Source organism: Candidatus Sericytochromatia bacterium, from assembly GCA_035285325.1.
Lineage (GTDB): Bacteria > Cyanobacteriota > Sericytochromatia > S15B-MN24 > JAQBPE01 > JAYKJB01.
In genome coordinates, this window is the sequence record JAYKJB010000065.1 from 22,143 (window position 1) to 37,657 (window position 15,515).

Annotated in this window: 13 protein-coding genes and 1 tRNA gene; 10 read left to right on the forward strand and 4 right to left on the reverse strand. The window is 65.2% G+C overall.

Annotation, left to right across the window (positions count from 1 at the left end):
• Positions 1 to 143 precede the first annotated feature (143 nt).
• From VKP62_09220 to VKP62_09230, 3 genes are all read left to right on the forward strand, one after another.
• The gene (locus tag VKP62_09220) at positions 144 to 998 is read left to right on the forward strand and encodes an N-acetylmuramoyl-L-alanine amidase (protein ID MEB3197370.1); all 855 of its coding nucleotides are present in this window, start codon (positions 144 to 146) and stop codon (positions 996 to 998) included.
• 87 nt (positions 999 to 1,085) lie between these two features.
• Positions 1,086 to 2,507, forward strand: coding sequence for a S8 family serine peptidase (locus VKP62_09225; protein ID MEB3197371.1), 1,422 nt, complete (start codon positions 1,086 to 1,088; stop codon positions 2,505 to 2,507).
• A 112-nt stretch (positions 2,508 to 2,619) separates the two neighbouring features.
• On the forward strand, positions 2,620 to 4,668 hold the full coding sequence (locus VKP62_09230) for an AarF/ABC1/UbiB kinase family protein (protein MEB3197372.1): 2,049 nt from the start codon (positions 2,620 to 2,622) through the stop codon (positions 4,666 to 4,668).
• Positions 4,669 to 4,678: 10 nt separating this feature from the next.
• Here the strand turns inward: VKP62_09230 and VKP62_09235 are convergent, their stop codons facing one another.
• Both VKP62_09235 and VKP62_09240 read right to left on the reverse strand, forming a co-directional pair.
• Entirely contained in the window at positions 4,679 to 5,323 is a 645-nt protein-coding gene (locus VKP62_09235; GenBank protein ID MEB3197373.1) for a class I SAM-dependent methyltransferase, read from the reverse strand.
• 247 nt (positions 5,324 to 5,570) lie between these two features.
• Positions 5,571 to 6,650 carry an isocitrate/isopropylmalate family dehydrogenase gene (locus VKP62_09240; protein ID MEB3197374.1) on the reverse strand — a complete coding sequence of 360 codons (1,080 nt, stop codon included), beginning with the start codon at positions 6,648 to 6,650 and terminating at the stop codon, positions 5,571 to 5,573.
• 172 nt (positions 6,651 to 6,822) lie between these two features.
• On the opposite strand from VKP62_09240, the gene hemE reads away from it, so the two are divergent.
• The 6 genes from hemE to VKP62_09270 all read left to right on the forward strand — a co-directional run bounded on the left by hemE (position 6,823) and on the right by VKP62_09270 (position 12,977).
• Complete coding sequence (gene hemE / locus VKP62_09245; GenBank protein ID MEB3197375.1) at positions 6,823 to 7,872, forward strand: uroporphyrinogen decarboxylase; 1,050 nt, start codon at positions 6,823 to 6,825, stop codon at positions 7,870 to 7,872.
• A 40-nt stretch (positions 7,873 to 7,912) separates the two neighbouring features.
• A complete protein-coding gene (gene hemN / locus VKP62_09250; GenBank protein ID MEB3197376.1) occupies positions 7,913 to 9,286 on the forward strand; it encodes an oxygen-independent coproporphyrinogen III oxidase in 1,374 nt (457 codons plus the stop codon).
• Positions 9,287 to 9,304: 18 nt separating this feature from the next.
• Positions 9,305 to 9,733, forward strand: coding sequence for a CopD family protein (locus VKP62_09255; protein ID MEB3197377.1), 429 nt, complete (start codon positions 9,305 to 9,307; stop codon positions 9,731 to 9,733).
• Positions 9,734 to 9,936: 203 nt separating this feature from the next.
• On the forward strand, positions 9,937 to 11,274 hold the full coding sequence (hemA, locus tag VKP62_09260) for a glutamyl-tRNA reductase (protein MEB3197378.1): 1,338 nt from the start codon (positions 9,937 to 9,939) through the stop codon (positions 11,272 to 11,274).
• Positions 11,267 to 12,208: a hydroxymethylbilane synthase gene (gene hemC / locus VKP62_09265; protein MEB3197379.1), complete on the forward strand. Its 942-nt coding sequence runs from the start codon at positions 11,267 to 11,269 to the stop codon at positions 12,206 to 12,208. The genes hemA and hemC overlap by 8 nt, the downstream gene beginning before the upstream one ends.
• Positions 12,192 to 12,977: a uroporphyrinogen-III synthase gene (locus tag VKP62_09270; protein MEB3197380.1), complete on the forward strand. Its 786-nt coding sequence runs from the start codon at positions 12,192 to 12,194 to the stop codon at positions 12,975 to 12,977. Before hemC ends, VKP62_09270 begins: the two co-directional genes overlap by 17 nt.
• An 81-nt stretch (positions 12,978 to 13,058) precedes the next feature.
• Here the strand turns inward: VKP62_09270 and VKP62_09275 are convergent, their stop codons facing one another.
• The gene (locus tag VKP62_09275) at positions 13,059 to 13,661 is read right to left on the reverse strand and encodes a hypothetical protein (GenBank protein ID MEB3197381.1); all 603 of its coding nucleotides are present in this window, start codon (positions 13,659 to 13,661) and stop codon (positions 13,059 to 13,061) included.
• Between the two features lie 127 nt (positions 13,662 to 13,788).
• On the reverse strand, positions 13,789 to 15,084 hold the full coding sequence (locus VKP62_09280; protein MEB3197382.1) for a tetratricopeptide repeat protein: 1,296 nt from the start codon (positions 15,082 to 15,084) through the stop codon (positions 13,789 to 13,791).
• A gap of 69 nt (positions 15,085 to 15,153) precedes the next feature.
• Here VKP62_09280 and VKP62_09285 point away from each other — a divergent pair.
• Positions 15,154 to 15,235 (forward strand) — tRNA-Ser (locus VKP62_09285).
• Positions 15,236 to 15,515: the final 280 nt, after the last annotated feature.

Genomic DNA, 15,515 nt, shown 5'->3' on the forward strand with positions numbered 1-15,515 from the left:
GACCTCGCCATCGTATCAAAACACGACACTTTCGCGGGATCGGCCCCGTCGCCAGCTGACAAGGGGCGGTTGTCTTTAAACTGGCCTTGATGTAATCTTAAACTGTTCTGTCTCCCAAGAGATGAGTGGTGAGGGATTCAACGATGCATCCTGTCAGGCGTACGCTGAGTGTGCTGGCTTTGCTGGTGTGGGTGGCGGGCTGCGGCCGGACCGGCACGCTGCAGTCTACTGGACGTCCCTCGACGATGGGCTTGAAGCAAGCTGACCCGGGGCGATCCCCGTGCGACCACGACATTGCTCGCCGCATCGACCCGAACGCGCCGATCGTGGGTGCTCGCAGGCAAGCCGCCGTGTCAACCAACGGTCCGGACAAGCCGGCGATGGTGGCCATCGATTCCCCCAATCGCTACGCCCGCGCGGGAGGTCCTGACGACATCAAGGCGATCGTCCTGCATCACACCGCCAGTGCAGCCGATGCCGAGCGCATCGGGATGTTCTTCTCCAAGCCGTCATCCGAGGTCAGCTCCCACTACGTGGTAGGCAAGAACGGCGTGCTGGTGCAGTGCGTGCCGGACTCTGCGGCGTCTTGGCACGCCGGCCCCTCGAAGTTTCTGGGGCGAGACAATGCCAATCACTTCACCATCGGGATCGAGATCTGCAACCTCGGCAACAACTCGGACCCCTATCCGCAAACTCAGTACGAGGCCCTGGGTCGCCTGATGGCCTTCTTGATGGTGCGCTACAACCTCAACTGGTCGGTGGTGACGCGACACCGCGACATCGCATATCCGCTCGGCCGCAAAACCGACACGTCCAACAATTTCGACGTCGAGGCGCTTCGGCGGGCCGTCGTCGCAGCTGGCGGCCCCTCAGCCGGCCTGCTCCCCTTCCCGACTCCGGCGCCGACAGTCGCGCCCTCGCCCGCTCCGAGTGCGGCCCCCAGCATCATCCCCTCGCCCTCGCCCAGCGCTGGGCTGCGATTTTTCCCCGCGCCTTAAGGCAGCCTTAACGTCAGCTTCCCCTCCTCGCTCCGATACTTCACGTAGCATCAGCGGTTCCTCGGTTGACGAGAGGATGGGGTACGAATGAAGCGGGCGCTTGCCTCGATCGTGGTGGTTTCGCTGCTGCTTGCGGGCTGCGGCGCAGTGCCGCGCCCCCTCGCCGCGCCGGCCGTGGGGGGCAAATTCAAGAGCAAGTCGCTGCGAGCTTCCGGCAGTCGGTTCAGTGAGCACCACTTGCTGGTCAGAGGCAACGTAAGCGCAGCTCCCCCGCTGCCGGGCATCACGATTTCTCAGCGGTTTGCCGACTACCAGGTTCATCGCCTGCCCGCCGGCATGGCGATCCCGGACGCACTGGCGGCCTATCAGCGCGCGCCAGGGGTGACCAGCGTGGAACGGCTGGAACTGTTTCCCGTCGAGCAGGCCACGCCTGCACCGCTGCCGGCGCTGAATCCGGCGGTCCCTCAAGCGCCACCCTCCCAGTTCGCCGTCAATGACCCTCGCTATGGCGAACAATGGTCTCACGTGACGACGAGGGTGGCGGAGGCGTGGAAAGTGACCACCGGTCGTCCCGAGGTGGTGGTCGCGACCCTCGACACCGGGGCGGACTTTGAACATCCCGATCTCCTGGGACAGGTGATCAACGGTCCTGATCTGGCCGAGGGCAAACCAGACTCGCGGGACATCGACATGCACGGGACCCACGTGGCCGGCATCATTGTCGCCAAGGCCAACAACGGCCTGGGTGGTGCCGGGGTGGCGCCGGGCGCCAGGGTGCTCGCGCTCAAAGTGTTCGAACCCTATTTCGAGGACGGACAATTCCAGGGCACTTACTACAACGCCGTGTCGCTGGCCAAGGCGATTCATTACGCTGCAACCCAGGGCAACGCCAAGATCATCAACATCAGCGCGGGCATCGCGGACGATGAACTGGTGTCGAGCACGCTGGCGTTTGCGCGAGGGCGCGGTCTGCTGGTCTGCGTCTCGGCCGGCAACAAGGGCAGCAACCTCTACACGGGCCAGGCCAAATACCAGGATGGCGTGCTGAGCGTCCATGCCACCGACCCGATGGATCGGCTTGCTCGCTTTTCCAACTTCGGTCACACCCTGGGTGTCTCGGCCCCAGGCGCCAGCATCTTCTCGACCATCCCAACGTACCCCAATCCTTACACCGGCCAGGTGCCCAAGGGCGACGGCTACGCCAGCTTGAACGGCACCTCGATGGCGTCGCCCTTCGTGGCGGGGGTGGCCGCGCTGGCCGTTTCGGCTCTGCTCGAAGCCTTGGGAAGGGATTCCGGCGCCGCCGGTCGCGGACCAGCTGTCACGCCCGCGATGATCCCTGCCGCGTTGATCGAGGACCTGATGCGTCAAGCCACGGTCGATCTGGGCCTTCCCGGGCGAGACGAAACCTACGGATCCGGGCGCGTGGATGCGCTGAAAGCCGTCCAGCTGGCGCAAAGCCCGGACTGGGTGGCGCGCGCAGGCAAGTCGCTCCGACGACTGCCCTGAACCTCGCCAGAGTCGCCGGTGGTTCCCTGCCACTCAGCCCGGCCCCAGGTCCGTGGTGCCCTGATGGCGGCCTCCCACTGTAAGATTGGGGAGTCCCTGCTGCGAGAGCCCCATGCACCAACCGCGCGGCCCCGTGCCGCCCACTTATGATCCGACCCGCCTGATCGCGGAGGCGGAGGCTTCTGGCCCCGTGTACCGGGCGCGTCGCCGTGCGTTCATCAGCGCCCTCTGGCTCACCTTCGCCTGGATCTTGTTGCTCTGGCTCTGGCCGCGTGCCCGAAGCGTGCGCGTGCGCTTCGCGCGCTGGGGACGTCAGGAGATGGTTCGCCAAGGTGCCGTCTTTATCAAATTCGGGCAGATGCTGTCGACGCGGGTCGACGCCTTTCCGGAGGATGTCCTCGCGGAGCTGTCCAAATTGCAGGACCAGGTGCCGGCCTTCCCGTTCGAAGCGGTGCGCGCCATCGTCGAGGAAGACCTGGGCGGCCCCCTCGAAAGGCTGTTCAGAAGCTTTGACCCGACGCCCCTGGCCGCCGCGAGTTTGGGGCAGGTTCACGCGGCCACCTTGCCGAGCGGCGAAGATGCCGTCGTGAAGGTGCTGCGCCCCGGTTTGGCTGCGCGCTTCGCGGTGGACCTGGTGCTGATGCGCTGGTTCGCCCAATGGTTGGAGGCGCACCCCCGCTTTACCTTCTGGCTGGGAGGCAGTCCCGACACGCCCTACGTCGCGCTGGTCGATCGACTGGGCGTCAGTTGTTACCAGCAACTGGACCTGTGGGTCGAAGGGCTTCATGGGGAAAAGTTCGCGCGCAATTTCGAGCGGGTGGCCCGGATCGGCGCACCAGGAATTTACTGGAGCCATTCGTCCACGCGCGTGCTCACCCAGGAACGGGTCTACGGCGTTCGCTTCGATGACGAGCACGCCATCCGCGCCGCCGGCATCGATTACCTGGAGATGGCAGGCCTGGGCATTCAGGCCTTTACCAAGCAGATTTTCGAAGATGCGTTCTTCCACGCCGACACACACCCGGGCAACATCTTCGTCACGCCTGACGCCCGACTGATTTACCTTGACTTCGGCATGGTCGAGTACATCGACGAGAAGTTCCAGCGGGAACTCGTCGAGATGTTCATTCACGTGATTCAGCAGGACTGGGACGCCTTTTACGACGACATGGTTCGGGCTGACATCGTGCCGCCGGACGTGCCCCGCCAGGAGTTGTTGCCCATCTTCACGGACGTCTGGGCCGCCCAACTGGGCTTCACGGATCGCCGCTACACCTTGCAAGAGGTGTCTGACAAGTTCTATGCCCTGATGCGGCGATACCCCTTCCGCCTGCCGGATCGATTCCTTTTCCTGACCCGGACGGCAGCCTCCATGGAGGGGGTGGTATACCGGGCGGATCCCTCCTTCAAGTTCCTACCGATCGCCTTGCCGTTTTTCGCCAAGCTGGTCCTGCGGCGCGTTGATGTGGAAAACCCCTGGATTCTTCAGGAATTGATGCGAGTTGCCGCATCGGGCGGCATGATGGAGCGTCTCGGCAGCCTGGTACAGATGGCGATCGCCGACGAGCCGGACGCCATGAACGACATGCTCGCAGCCTTGCTCGATGTGCTGGCTCACCCTGGAGCCAGCGCCCTGCGTCGCGAGGTCAGGGAACGCGTGCTGACGGGTGGATTCGACGCCATCACCAACGCCCTGCCGCCAGACGTATCGCTGGAGCGACTCGACACCCAAAAACTGGAGGCCTTTCTCGCGTCCCCCACCGGTCGTGAACTGGTCGTCTCGACCCTCGAGGACCCCCGCTTCCCCTCCGCGCTGGGACGTTTGGTGCCGCACCCCGCACGCTTGCCGAAGCTGAAGCTGGATTGGGTTCGCTTGCTGCAGGCCTGGTTCCCGGGGCCAAGCGAGCAGGCTCGCGCGGCCGCCATCTTGCAACGGGTTCTGATCTCCCCGGAGGTTCCCTGGGCCCGCTGGGTGGCAGCCAACCTGCCGCCGGGCCCCCGCCTGTCCCGGCCCGCCGGCGGTGGGCCAGCGCCGTTGCCGGACTGGGCAGGCTGGTTCTCCGCGCTCGCTTTCCCACCTGGACTTCCCTGGGTGGCGCGCGGGGTGTTCAAGGGCGTGGCCGATCGCCTGAACGACTCCCTGCGTCACCCTTGGCGGTAATTCCCTGCCGTCATTGGGCAGGCGCGATGCCCCACACACGCATCACGGGGCCCCAGGCTGGCCGCTCGGTTTCCAGGCGACGCAGCAGCGCGCTCGCTTCATCGCGTCGCGCGCCGCTCGTGCTGGCCTGCGCCAGCCTTTCGAGGGCGTCCCGCTCCTGGGTGAGCTGCGGGTTCGCGGCCGCGACCTCCATCGAATTCGGGGGCATCCAGGGAGAAAAGCCGTAGTCGCCCAGGCCCAACCCCTGAATGATGGAACCGAGTTGAAAACGTCGCAATGGCGGCCATTCCGCTTCCCCACCGCCCGCTTCGGCGCGGACCAGTCGACGAATCTCCCGGTGCAAGGCCGCCGCCGGCTCCAAGGGGCCCTCCAGTTCTTCGACCAGCAGCAACACCGCCCCCGGCCGCAGGGCGGCCCGCGCAGCATGCAACCACGAGGTGGGGTTGGCCACGTGACTCAGCACCCCCAGCAACGCCACCGCATCATAGCGGGCCGAAAGGGGCTCGGGGAGTTGGGTGGCACCCGGAAGCTTGCGCAAGATGGTCCCGCCAAATTCAGGCGTGGCGCCTGCCCAGCCGGGCGCAGCCCAGACGAGGGCATGGGTGCCGTCCCAGCGCGGCAAATCTGCCAGTCTTGGGTCTCCCGTTTGCAGCATCTGCCGACTCCCTGAGTCTGGCCTTCGCCCGTCAACCAGGCTCAAAGCCGGTGCGTCTCGAATGAAGCCCGTGGCCGCCGGACACGCGCTGAAGTTCCAGGCGGCGACGACCCTCCCCGCCCGTCCGACAAGGCCCCCCGCGCGCCGGGCGGCTTGTCAACCGATGTCCTGCCACACTATAGGCCCACCGGATGCCCGTGACCAGGAGCAGGATCACGAGAAAACGGGACACCCGGCAAGCCCTGACTCAAGCCACGTCCAGCGCGGCAATCAGGGCCGCCGTCAGGTCTCGGGTCGAGCAGGGCACCAGCGAAGGTTCCCGTCCGTCACACAACTCGGCGGGGCGCAAACCGGCGGCCAGGACCTTCTCGATCGCGCTTTCGATCGCGTCGGCTGCCGTCACCTCGCCGAACACCCAGCGGAGCATGAATGCGCCGCAGCGAATCATGCCCAGGGGGTCCGCCACGCCCTGTCCGGCAATGTGAGGTCCCGAGCCGTGCGCGGGTTGAAAAATGCTGGTGGCTCCCCCCAGGTATGCCACTGGATGCACCGCGAAACTGCCCGTCAGGCCCTGCGCCACCGCCGCCATCAGGTGACCGAGGGACATCTCCGACACCAGCACGTCATAGCGCTCAGGTTGCCTGACCAGCTCGAAAAAGAAGTGGGTCGCATCCCGGCGCGTCAGGCGCACATCACGGAGCCCAGGGGCGATCGCCTCCACCGCGTGCGCCCACACCTGGCCCGTTTCGAGCAGCTTGGCCTGATCGACCGATTGGACTTCACCGCGTCGCTTGCGGGCGAGTTCACAGGCCAGATTCACCACCCTGCAAACCTCCTGCGAGGTGTAAACCATCGTGTTGGTGGCGACCTCTCCCTCCGGCAAACGCACAAGGCTCCGAGGTTGACCATAAAATAGCCCGCTGCTGTGGTCATAGACCATCACGAGGTCGAACGGCGTCCTGACATCGCCGCTTGCGCGGCCAAGGGCCGGATAGGTCCGGATGGGGCGAACCGTGGCAAAAGTGCCCAGCCAATCCCGTAATTTGATCAATGCCTGGCGAGGTTGTTTCGAGGAAGGAGAATCGAGATGCTTGGGGCCGGCCAACGGCCCCACCAGCACCGCCGGCGCCCCTCGACACAATGCCATGGTGACGCCGGGCAAGGCGTGACCGGTGGCGTGGTACGCCGTCAAGCCAATCTGCCCCTCGCGAACCAGCAGTTGAAACCCGTGTCGAGCGCCCGTGGCCCGAAGCACCTCCAGGCAGGCTGGCATGACCTCGCCCCCCACGCCATCCCCCGCGAGCACCGCCACGGGAAGCGTTTTCATGTGCAGCCCTCCGTTCGCTTGGCCCCCCCGCCATCCTGCGGCAGGGCTGGAACCTTCCCAATGGCCAAGTGTGCCTGAAAACGCCGGCAATCCCGTCACCCGCGAGCGGGCTGTGGTAGCATGCCGCAGGCCTTCTGGACGCCGCCAGGACCGCTTTTTCGGAAACCCATCCATGTCCGACATCCGTGACTCCCTGCTCCTCCGTGCGCTTCGACGCGAGCCCGTTCCGCGACCGCCGGTGTGGATCATGCGTCAGGCCGGGCGGTACATGCCGGAATTCCGCGCGGTCCGGGCCAAGCACTCATTCCTGACGGTGTGCAAGACCCCGGAATTGGCCTGCGAAGTCACGCTGCAACCCATTGGCCCGATCGGCGTCGACGCCGCCATTATCTTTTCCGACATCCTGACCCCGCTGGAAGCGATGGGCATGGCGCTCGTCTTCGATGAGAAAGGCCCCCACCTGCCAGACCCCATTCGGTCGCCGAACGACATCCAGAAACTGCGAACGGTCGTGCCTGAGGAGGGGGTGGGTTACCTGGGACAGGCCCTGCGCATGGTCAAGGCGGCCTTGCCCGCGGGAATGCCCCTGCTGGGCTTCGCCGGTGCGCCTTGGACGCTGGCTGCCTACATGATCGAGGGCGGCGGCAGCAAGAATTACGACCGGATCAAGCGTTTCATGTACAACGAACCCGAAGCCTTCGACGGCCTGATGAATCGACTGGTGGCCATGTTGGTGGATTACCTCCGCTACCAGATTGGGGCGGGGGCAGACGCCGTGCAGATCTTCGAGAGCTGGGGAGGCGTGCTGTCTCCGCGCGATTTCGAGCGGTTCGCCTTGCCGTATACCCGTCGCGTGGTGGCGGGTGTGAAGGGGGCCGGAGTCCCGGTCATCGTGTACATGAACGGCGCGGGCCAGGCCCTGGAACATCTGGCAGGGAGCGGGTGCGACGCGGTGGGGATCGACTGGCGAACGGACCTGGGCCAAGCCTTCGACCGGATTGGGGGCCAGGTCGCCATTCAAGGCAACATGGACCCGTGTATGCTGTACGCGCCCGTCGCGGACATCGCGGCGGAGGTGCGTCGCCTGCACGCGCAGGTGGCCGGTCGCCCCGGGCACGTGTTCAATCTGGGGCACGGCATCCTGCCGGACGTGCCGGTGCCACACGCGCAGGCGTTTGTGGACGCGGTGAAGTCGCTCGCCGAGGTCGCCACGCGTGCCTGACGACGCCACCCAGCGCCGGTCACCGGTGGCCGCGGATTACATGGTGCCCCGCGAGATCCTCGCGCGCTACGACGTGGCAGGCCCGCGCTACACCAGCTATCCCACCGCCCCCGAATGGCGGGACGATTTCGGGCCCCGAGAGGCTGAGCAGGTGCTGCGGGACAACCATGCCAGCCGCGGCCACGTGCCCCTGTCGATCTACGTTCATATCCCCTTTTGCCACAAGCTGTGTTACTTCTGCGGTTGCAACATGTGGGTCACCCAGAAGCAGGAACTGGTCGAGCGATACCTGAACGCCGTCGAGCAGGAACTGGCCAGGGTCGGGGAACTCGCCGGACGCGGACGCGAAGTCGTTCAGGTCCACTGGGGCGGGGGCACCCCCACTTACCTGGACAGCGCCCAGATCACCCGGCTCTTCCAGGCCATCACCAAGCATTTCCGCCTGCGGCCGGAGGCCGAAATATCGCTGGAATTGCATCCGGCCGTGACGAGTTTCGAACAGCTCGCGACCCTGCGCCATCTCGGCTTCAACCGCGTCAGCATGGGGATTCAGGATTTCGACGCCAAGGTGCAAGAAACCGTCAACCGTGTGCAACCCTTCGAGGTTACCCGAGACTTGATTGCGGAGTGTCGTCGCCTGGGCTTCCTGAGCGTCAACACCGACCTGATGTACGGTCTGCCGCACCAGACTCCGGCGGGATTTGCGGACACGCTCGACAAGGTGGCGGCCATCAACCCGGACCGACTCGCCCTGTTCAACTATGCCCACGTGCCCTGGTTGAAAAAGCACCAGAGTGTGTTCACCCCGGAAAGCCTTCCAAGCGCGGAAACCAAGCTGTCGCTGTTTGAAATGGCGATCGCCCGACTGCTCGGAATGGGCTACCGCTACATCGGCATGGACCACTTTGCGCGCCCGGATGATGAACTCACGCGCCATCAGGCGGATGGAACCTTGCGTCGCAATTTTATGGGATACACCACCCATGCGGACACCGACCTGCTGGCATTCGGCCCATCGGCCATTTCTGACCTGGCCCAGGCTTACGTGCAAAATGACCGCAACGTGTTCGATTACATGAAGCGCGTCGAGGCGGGAGACTTGCCGGTGGTGCGAGGCTTGCCATTGACCCCCGATGATCGGTTGCGACGGGATGTGATCAACCGCTTGTTTTGCTTGCTGCACGTGAGCAAGGACGCCGTGGAGGCAGAATTCGGCATCGACTTTGACGCCACCTTCGCCGCTGCCCTCACCGCCCTGGCGCCGATGGAGGCCGATGGGCTTCTGGAGCGTGGCCCGCGAGACCTGTATGTCACCTCACGCGGCCAGATTCTGCTGCGCAATCTGGCCATGCAATTCGATGCTTACCTGGGGCGTACGCCGCCTTCGGAACGACGCTTCTCACGCACCCTGTAACGCAGTCCTGGAGGTCTCATGCTCTGGCTCAAAGCCTTTCACGTCATCTCGATCATCGCCTGGATGGCCGGTATGCTCTATATCTGGCGGCTCTATGTGTATCACGCAATGGAGCAGGAACAGGTGGTCATGGACCGCCTGGTCATCATGGAGCGGCGGCTGCTGAACTACATCACGACGCCCGCCATGCTCGCCTCCCTCGCCACCGGAGCCAGCCTGGTCGCACTGGCGCCGTCCGCCTATCTGACCCAGCCCTGGATGCATCTGAAACTGACGCTGTTGTTGGGCCTGTTTGCCAGTCACGGCATGGCGGTGGCGCACCGAAAGAAGCTGCTGGCCAATCCGCGCGTCAAGCCGCCAGGCTTTTATCGCGTGATGAATGAGGTACCGACCCTGTTCATGGTCGGCATCGTGATCGCCGTGATCGTTCGACCGTGGGCGCGCTGAGCGTCCCCCCGCCGAACCGGCCGCAACACCCGCTACCAAACCGACCCGCCCCGTGGGGTGGCTTGCCTTGTCCGCCCCGTTCAACTTTGATAAAATGTTCGTATGGCTCATGTAGCCTGTAGGTGCTGGTTTCAGCCTTTCCGTCCCTGCCCGCGACGTGTTGAAGCAGCCCCCGGACAGTACCTTGTCCCTCCAAGGCCCGCATGCAACTCGTCCTACTCGGAACCAGCCACCAGACCGCCAGCGTCGACATCCGCGAAAAGCTGAGCTTCACCGACCGCCAGGCGGAAGCTGCTCTGGCCCGTCTGCTGGGCTGTACCGGCATTCTGGAGGGGGTCATCCTCTCCACCTGCAATCGGACGGAAATCTATGCGGTGACGCCGGACCCTGATGCGGCGCGCGCCACGCTACGTGAATTCTGGTGTCGAGAAAAGCGGGTCGAGCAGGGCCTGCTGGACGCCTACGGATATTTCTACGTCCACGAGGACGCCATTCGCCACCTGCATCGCGTGGCCGCTGGCATCGACTCCCTGATCGTGGGCGAAGGGCAGATTTTGGCCCAGGTCAAGGCCGCCCTCTCCGAATCGCAACGTCTGGATGCAGCGGGGCAGTATCTGGAGGCGCTCTTCCAGCAAGCCATCAAGGTGGGCAAGGGCGTGCGTACGGAAACCAACATCGGACGAGGGTCCGTCTCGGTGAGTTCCGCAGCCGTGGACATGGCGGCGGCCAAACTGGGCGACCTTCAAGACCGCATCGTGCTGATCTACGGGGCGGGCAAGATGAGTTCCCACACCATCAAGGCACTCACCCAGCGAGGGGCCCAGCACGTTTACATCGTCAATCGAACCTTCGAGCGGGCGCAGGAAGCCGCCCGCCGCCTCGGTTGCGAGGCCCTCTCCCTGGAAGATGGCCGCATGTTGCATGCGGTGGCGGATGTGATCATCTGCTGTACCTCCGCCCCGCATTACCTGCTCGGGCCCAACAATTACCCGGCCGTGCCGGGCCGAGCGCGCATGCTGATCGACATCGCCGTGCCCCGCAATATTGACCCCGCGCTGGCGGAAGTGCCGGGCGTGACCTTGATCGATCTGGATGGCCTGGAAGCGGTGGCGCGCCACAACCGGGAAGAACGGGCCAATCTGATTATCGACGCGGAAGTCTTGATCGAGGCGCAGGTCAAAGACTTCATCTCCCGCCTGGCCTCTTTTCAGGTGGTGCCCACGATTCAAGCCTTCACGGAACATTTTGAAAGACTCGCGGCCGACGAAATCAGCATCTTCTTGGAACGCCAGCCCGGCCTGTTGCATCGCGATCCACGGGCGGCCTTGGAGCGCTTTGCCCACCACCTGCTCGGCCGCCTCACGCATCCTCCGGTGGCCCGCCTCAAGACGCTCGACACCAATGAACGGACCAGCCACGCCGCCGCATTGGCCCGGCTGTTCGATCTGGAGGTCGAAGACGCGACCCAGCGTTACTTGCGCAAGCGCATTCCGCAACGTGACAAGGCCCGTTCGAACGCCGGAGAGAGCTTGATTGACTGACGCCGGGCACCTTCGTCTGGGCAGCCGGGGCAGCGCGCTGGCGCTGTGGCAGACCCGTCACGTGGCCGATGCGCTTTGCCGGCTTCATCCTGGGTTGACCACCGAAATCGTCGTGATCAAAACGACGGGGGACAAGATCTTGGATGTCCCGCTGGCACGCATCGGTGACCGAGGCCTGTTCGTCAAAGAAATCGAGGAGGCCCTGCTGGCCGGCACCATTGATCTGGCCGTACATTCCTTGAAGGACCTGCCAACCCAGCTTCCTGCCGGGCTTTCCGTTGCAGCGGTACTGCCCCGAGAAGATGCCCGCGACTGTGTCGTGAGCGTACGTTTCGCGCAACTGGCCAGCATGCCGGCCGGGACGGTCGTCGGAACCAGCAGTCTGCGTCGCCGGGCTCAGTTGCAGCGGGCCTTTCCGCAGCTTGCCTTCGCCGATGTGAGGGGGAATCTGCAAACCAGACTCGCCAAGCTCGAACGTGGGGAATACGATGCCCTGGTGCTGGCTGCAGCCGGCCTCACGCGGTTGGACCTGGCTGCGCGCATCACGGAATACCTGCCCCCAGACATCTGCCTGCCGGCCGTGGGCCAGGGCGTGCTGGCCGTGGAGTGTCGTGCCGCCGACGCACGCGTCCAGCAACTGCTGGCGCCGCTGGAAGACGGGGAGGCGCGCGCCTGTGTGCTGGCGGAACGCAGCTTGCTGGCGGCCTTGGAGGGAGGTTGTCAGGTGCCCATTGCGGCCCATGCCACCTGCCACGACGGCGAGTTACACCTGACAGGGCTGGTGGCCGCCCTGACGGGCTCCCCTTGCCTGCGATTCTCGGAATCGGGAACGACGGACGCGGCGGTGTCGCTGGGACAGCGCGTGGCCCAACAGTTGCGGGCGCAAGGGGCAGACGAATTGCTCGAGCACGTGCGTCGTGGCGCGCTCAGCTGACGTCCTGCACGGCCGGGTTCTCTGGATCACCCGCCCGCTGGAACAGGCAGGGGATTGGATACACGCCTGCGAACGCGCGGGGGCACGCCCCATTTCCGTGCCGTGTGTGGCCATCGAGGCGTTGACCGACGGGGCCTTGCGGGCCCAGTGCCAGCTCTTGCTGAGCCAGGCTGACTGGTTGCTATTGACCAGCCCCACCGTGGTGCGGGTGCTTGCCACGTGTCTGGCCGGAGAGCCTCCGAGGCGCTCGCTGCGAGTGGCCGCAGTGGGGCCCGGCACGGCGGCCCGCGCCCGCGAACTCGGTTTTTCCGTCGAACTGGTCGCAGAACGGGCCGACAGCGAAGGTCTGGCGCACATCCTGCGACGGGAGGTGCCACTGCGTGGCCGTCTGGTCTTCTTGCCGCAGGGAGACCGCGCCGCAGACGCCCTCACCTTGCGCCTCCAGCAGGCCGGCGCAGCGGTCAGTCCCCTCACCATTTACACCAATCGCGCACCGGTAGGCCTCCGCGACACCGTCGACCGAGCGCTGACGGATGCGCCACCGGACTGGGTTCTGTTTGCCAGCGGTTCGGCCTTCGACCATTGGCGGGAGGCCTGGCCCCTGCACGCGGGGCGTCAACGGCCCCACCTGGCCTCGATCGGCCCTCACACCAGCGCGGTGATTCGGCAAGCCGGCCACGACGTGGCGGCAGAGGCCAAACAGCCCACCATTCAGAGCCTGCTGGCCGCGCTGGCCTCGGCCGCAACACCCTCGGAAGGCGACGGATAGCGATACCCACCGGACGGGGCTGCCAGGCTGACCCTTTGCCGCTGAGAGAGGCGACGGGAGCCACAGCGAGCCCACCTGAGCCTACCAACCCCTGGGTTGGCGAAGCATGCGGTTGTTGCGGTCCAGTTTCTCCTCGATACGCGCCAGGTGTTCCAAAAGCATGGCATTGGTGCGTTTCACGTCCCCCACCTCGACCAGCAGGGCGGTCAACAAACGTTTGACGTCGATGGGGCCCTTGATCTCGCGCAGGGCTGCTGGCAAGGCGTCCTGCGCGGCCAGTTCATACCAGGCCTGGTAGCGTTCATCCGAGCGTTTGATGACCAGATCCCCATGCACCTCATCCACGGGGGAGTCGGGCAAGACGCGGTCGAGTTCCGCGATCAGATTCGCCAGGTCTTCGGGTGAGCCCAGTTCGAAGGCGTGAGGGGCGGGCCCGGGAGGCTCGAGGGGCAACAGCTCTGCCGGCAATTCCGGAGGGGCCTGCACGGTCGCCTCGATCACGTGGGCCGCCTCACGGTCGAGTGGGTCCTGGGCTCGCTGGCGTTTCGCGTTGGCCCGGGCCCGCGCGGCCCTCTCTCCGGCGGCGATCGCGTCACGCATGGCAGCCAGCCTTTGCTCGGCCGACAACCCAGCCAGCAGGTCCGGACCCGGAGGATTCATTTCATCGTCTGCGTGTTCTGACACGGTCCCTGTTGTTCAAACGCACGTGAGAGCCAGGTTCTTCCTATACCCAGCGACGAGAGCCGCCCCGCAGGCGACCGCCCTCAGGCGAGCGATGAGAGCGCCCCACACGCCGAGCCGGCCAACCTGCTCACGGCTCGTCGCTGGCCAGCCCCGTCAGACGTTCGCGCACCCGGCGCACACGATCGTCGATGATCTGTTCGCGGCGCTCGTGCATGGCCAGAAACGCCTGATAATGTTTCAAAGCCCGGGTTTGGTCCCCCAACCGATCATAGGTGCTGGCCAGCAACCAGCGAGCCTCCATGTCATCCGGCCGACGAGCGAGCACCAGGTTGAGTTCCTGGAGGGCCGCCTCGACCTTGCCCCTGCGAAGGGCCACGCGGGCATTGGCCAGGTGAGCGGCCAACGGCGAAGGCAGGGGAGCGGCTGAACGCGCCAGGAACTGGTCATCGGGCAACGTCACCGGGCGAGCATATTCCTGGCGCGGCAACACGACCAGCAGGATGAAAATACCGACGACGCCCCCCACCACCAACCCAGCCACCCAGTCCGGTTGGGAAATCAAACGCTCACGCCAGGTACGCGGCCTGGTTTCGGGCTCCGGGCCAGCCTGACCGCGGTGGTCCTGGACCGTGCGCAACAGCCAGCGTGGCACGGTCAGCCGGGGCACGACCTCCAAACGCGGCTTGAGCCAGGCCACGCGTTGTCGACACGCCTCGCAGTCGCTGACGTGCCCGTCCCAGCGTATCCGGTCCAGCGCTGCACCTCGCCCCTCCAGCCAAGCAGCCAGTTCCTCAGGCGCCGGACAGGAGGCCGGGAGAGCTGCCGGAGTGTTCTCTCTCCCGTTCTCGGGCCGCCACGGCCACCAGCGCAAGCCCTGGCGCTCCAGGGCAGCCTCGATCAGGCCCTCCGCCTCAGCCATCTGCGTGGAGTCCAGTCCGACCTGCCGCTGCACGTCAGCCCGGTTCGATTCTCGGCACGATCGCCTGAACACGCTCTGAGCCGACGATGGCAGTTCGGACAAGCCGGGCGGCAGCCACTGATGGCCATCCCTGGCCACCCGATAGGCCTCCCACTCTTCCCACAGGATGGCCTCCAGCCAGGCCTCTGGCGAGGCCATGCCACGATATTCCGACAGGCGCCCCCGAACCCTGGCACAGACCCCTTGAAACCGGAGCATCGCCTCTCGACAAAGGTCAGGCGCCTCCGAGGGCTCCGGTCCGTCACCGAGCATGGGCCGCAAAATGCAGGCATACGTGCCTCGGGCCACCCGACAGCCCGCCTCGCATTGGGTCGCCACGGCAGCCAGAATGCGGACGCCGTGACGCGTCAAAAACTCATTCCAGGCCTCCGGCTGGTGGGCGGCCAGGGTCAGCGGCGTCGGGTCAAAGGGGAGACCCGCAGTGGGGATAGCAGGCGTGGACATGTGGGAGATTATAGCCGAGGGGGCCCCCTTGCGGCGGATCCCCCTCTTTGATAGCATGGCAGCTCATCTGGAGGGTGTCCGGGTGGTTAGGAAGCGCACTCGAAATGCGTCGCCCCGCAAGGGGTTGTGAGTTCGAATCTCATGCCCTCCGCCTCACATGTAGCGAAAAACCCAGTAGAAAAGCCGGTCTCAGGAACTCCTGAGTCCGGCCTTTTTGTTTGGGGCTACGCTGGGGCTACGTCGGAAATTCATGTCCCCTGCCCAGGGTCCTACCGTTTCCTCTCGCCCCTTTTAGGTTTTTGACCTTGCTCGCTCCAGTTGGACCAGACCATCGCCGGGACGTCGAAACCGAGCGCCTTTAGGGCCTGTTCGAAACCGGGATTCAGCTCGCTGCGCTGCTAGTACGTCTGGCGCCTTGCTCGACGTGAACG

What these genes read in the sequence shown, in the direction of transcription:
- VKP62_09220 (MEB3197370.1), top strand. Translation starts at nt 144, where the DNA reads ATGCATCCTGTCAGGCGTACGCTGAGTGTGCTGGCTTTGCTGGTGTGG.
- VKP62_09225 (MEB3197371.1), top strand. Translation starts at nt 1,086, where the DNA reads ATGAAGCGGGCGCTTGCCTCGATCGTGGTGGTTTCGCTGCTGCTTGCG.
- VKP62_09230 (MEB3197372.1), top strand. Translation starts at nt 2,620, where the DNA reads ATGCACCAACCGCGCGGCCCCGTGCCGCCCACTTATGATCCGACCCGC.
- VKP62_09235 (MEB3197373.1), bottom strand. Translation starts at nt 5,323, where the DNA reads ATGCTGCAAACGGGAGACCCAAGACTGGCAGATTTGCCGCGCTGGGAC.
- VKP62_09240 (MEB3197374.1), bottom strand. Translation starts at nt 6,650, where the DNA reads ATGAAAACGCTTCCCGTGGCGGTGCTCGCGGGGGATGGCGTGGGGGGC.
- hemE (MEB3197375.1), top strand. Translation starts at nt 6,823, where the DNA reads ATGTCCGACATCCGTGACTCCCTGCTCCTCCGTGCGCTTCGACGCGAG.
- hemN (MEB3197376.1), top strand. Translation starts at nt 7,913, where the DNA reads ATGGTGCCCCGCGAGATCCTCGCGCGCTACGACGTGGCAGGCCCGCGC.
- VKP62_09255 (MEB3197377.1), top strand. Translation starts at nt 9,305, where the DNA reads ATGCTCTGGCTCAAAGCCTTTCACGTCATCTCGATCATCGCCTGGATG.
- hemA (MEB3197378.1), top strand. Translation starts at nt 9,937, where the DNA reads ATGCAACTCGTCCTACTCGGAACCAGCCACCAGACCGCCAGCGTCGAC.
- VKP62_09280 (MEB3197382.1), bottom strand. Translation starts at nt 15,084, where the DNA reads ATGTCCACGCCTGCTATCCCCACTGCGGGTCTCCCCTTTGACCCGACG.